Here is a 1,511-nt window from a genome sequence, read left to right as displayed (position 1 = left end):
GTCGGGTCGGCGAAGCCGAATCCGGGGTTGACGGCGTTCGAGCAGGGTGCGGGTCGGGTTGATGTGGCTCGGGCGATCACCCAGACGGTGACGACCGTCCCGGTGGGGCTTTCCTTCGGGCGGACGATGTGGCCGCACGGTGACGACGTGCCGGTGGTCCGTACGGTGACCTACCACAACCCTGGTGCTGAGCCGGTGACCCTGCAATTGAGCATGCAGGTCACCGGTCCGGGCGGGGTTGTTGTGCCGTCCGGGATGTTCCAGGTCAGCGCGACGCAGGTCACGGTGCCGGCGGGTGGCCAGGCGCAGGTCACCGTCACGGCGGACACCAGCGTCGAGAGCCCGGATGGTCACTACACCGGCCGGCTGTTGGCCACCGCCGGGTCGACCGTGGTCAACACCCCGCTGGCGGTCAACAAGGAACCCGAAAGCTACAACCTCACCCTCACCTTCCTGGACCGGACCGGTGCCCTCACCGGCGATTACATGGCAGATGTGCTGGGACTCGACGAGTACCGGACGATGATGCCCTACGAACCGGACGGCAGCGTCACCATCCGCCTACCCAAGGGGCGGTACGGCCTGAACGGGTGGCTGTTCACGCTGGAGGGCTCCGGTTTCGGCCTGGACCTGGTCGTCCAGCCGGAGCTTTCCCTGAGCCGGGACACCACAGTCACCTTCGATGCGCGTCAGGCCCGGCCGGTCGAGATGACGATTCCCGACCGGACCGCCACCCTGGCTGACGTCACCGTCGCATTCGGATACTCCACGCCGTCCGGCCGGTACGACTTCAGCATCGGTGCCCGTGACTTTGTGACCATCCGGGTCGGTCAGCTGGGCCAGGCGGCTCCTGCCAGCCAGTTCGCCTCGTCAGTTGCCGGTCAGTGGGCCCAGCCGGATGGTCAGGGCGGGTTCGACCACAGCCCCTACCTCTACACGATGACCGAGGCGACAGCTGGTCGCATGCCCGTCGGGGCGGCCTGGCACTACCGGAAGCAGGACCTGGTGACCGTACGGCACGAGTTTCGGGGCACGCCTCCGACGGGAACGCATGCCAAGCGTTCCGTGCTGGCGAGACACCCGGTCGTAAGCGGTTCGGCACCGATTATGCGGGTTGCGGTTCCTGGCGAACGTGTCGAGTACTACAACGACGCCAAGGGAATGAGATGGGACAGCGTCCTCGACTTCTTTGATGAGGACTGGAACTGGTTCGGTGGTTACCTCTCAAGCCCGTCGATGTACCAGGCTGGCCGGCACTATCAGGAGCGGTGGAACGGCGCGCCGTACGGCCCTGCGTTTTCCGACTACCTGCCGACCAATGGGATCACCCGACAGGGTGACACGATCGGGGTCGATCTGCCGCTGTTCAGTGACAGCGCCGGGCATGCGGGTGATTCAGTTCCTACCTCCGCGCGTACGGCGTTGTATCGCAACGGTGTGCTGGTCGGGGAGACGGGTGATCCGGGGTGGGGCATGTTCGTGGTGCCGCCGGGGCGGGCGTCCTATCGGTT

1 pseudogene is annotated in these 1,511 nt (G+C 66.2%); it reads left to right on the top strand.

From position 1 onward, the window contains the following. Window positions 1-27: 27 nt before the first annotated feature. Window positions 28-1,511 (top strand): annotated as a pseudogene (locus tag ACFQ4H_RS34750) (S8 family serine peptidase); the annotation flags it as partial.

Origin of the sequence: Micromonospora sonneratiae, assembly GCF_042679305.1 — a bacterium.
Lineage (GTDB): Bacteria > Actinomycetota > Actinomycetes > Mycobacteriales > Micromonosporaceae > Micromonospora_H > Micromonospora_H sonneratiae.
This window is presented reverse-complemented; position numbering and strand designations above follow the sequence as displayed.